Origin of the sequence: Bartonella sp. MR100HLJHH, from assembly GCF_042194215.1 — a bacterium.
Lineage (GTDB): Bacteria > Pseudomonadota > Alphaproteobacteria > Rhizobiales > Rhizobiaceae > Bartonella > Bartonella grahamii.
On the sequence record NZ_JBHIMR010000096.1, the window covers coordinates 1 to 737 of the forward strand.

Consider the following 737-nt stretch of genomic DNA (forward strand, 5'->3'; position numbering starts at 1 on the left):
ATCTTACCAGCGGCAACATTATGCAATGCAACAGTGCCTGTTTTGGGATCTCCAAAAGTCACACTATTCTTATTAATTTTAGGTGCTGTTCTGGTAAGTGTACTGACCTCTTCTGAAGCTTCTTCCTCATCATAAAGAACTGCCACAGAACGCACTTCTTCAATGTCATCAGAAAGTTTTGTCACATTCTCATCAAGCTGTCCCTTGTTAACTGCTTCGTCGTTCTTTTCTGCATCCTTCACACCAGAAAGTGTCCGCGCCGTATTTTTATTATCGGCAAGAGTAATCACACCACCCTCTTTTTCGCCACCAATCTTGATTATTTTCTGCTCTTCATTCCACTTAACAAGACTATTACTTACCACATTAGTAATATCGTTTTTAACATTCGTGAAAGATGTACCAACATCAGCCAAAGCTTCTGCAACAGTATTATACTTCTTCTCTTCTTCAGTACCATCATCCTTAACAGTCTTAATCGTGAAAGTAGGAGCAATCCATTTGCCTTCTTTATCATATCCAGCACCACCGCCAAAATAACTACCAACCATTTCACTCATAGAATAAATCTGAGAGCCATTAATGGCGTCCGTTGAATCTGCTGCAATCTTGCCAGCCGCAAGCGATGTGATCTTGCTGTTTTCTTGCGTCACTACAACTTTGCCGTCGTCTTTTTCTTCCCTCTTTTCATGCTGCGCGACAAAGGCATGGGCTTTATCACTCCATAACAAGGAATC

At 41.2% G+C, this 737-nt stretch carries 1 pseudogene; it reads right to left on the reverse strand.

Going from position 1 to position 737, the window contains the following annotated elements:
• Positions 1–737, reverse strand: a pseudogene (locus tag ACFIJ7_RS09725) (hypothetical protein); the annotation flags it as partial.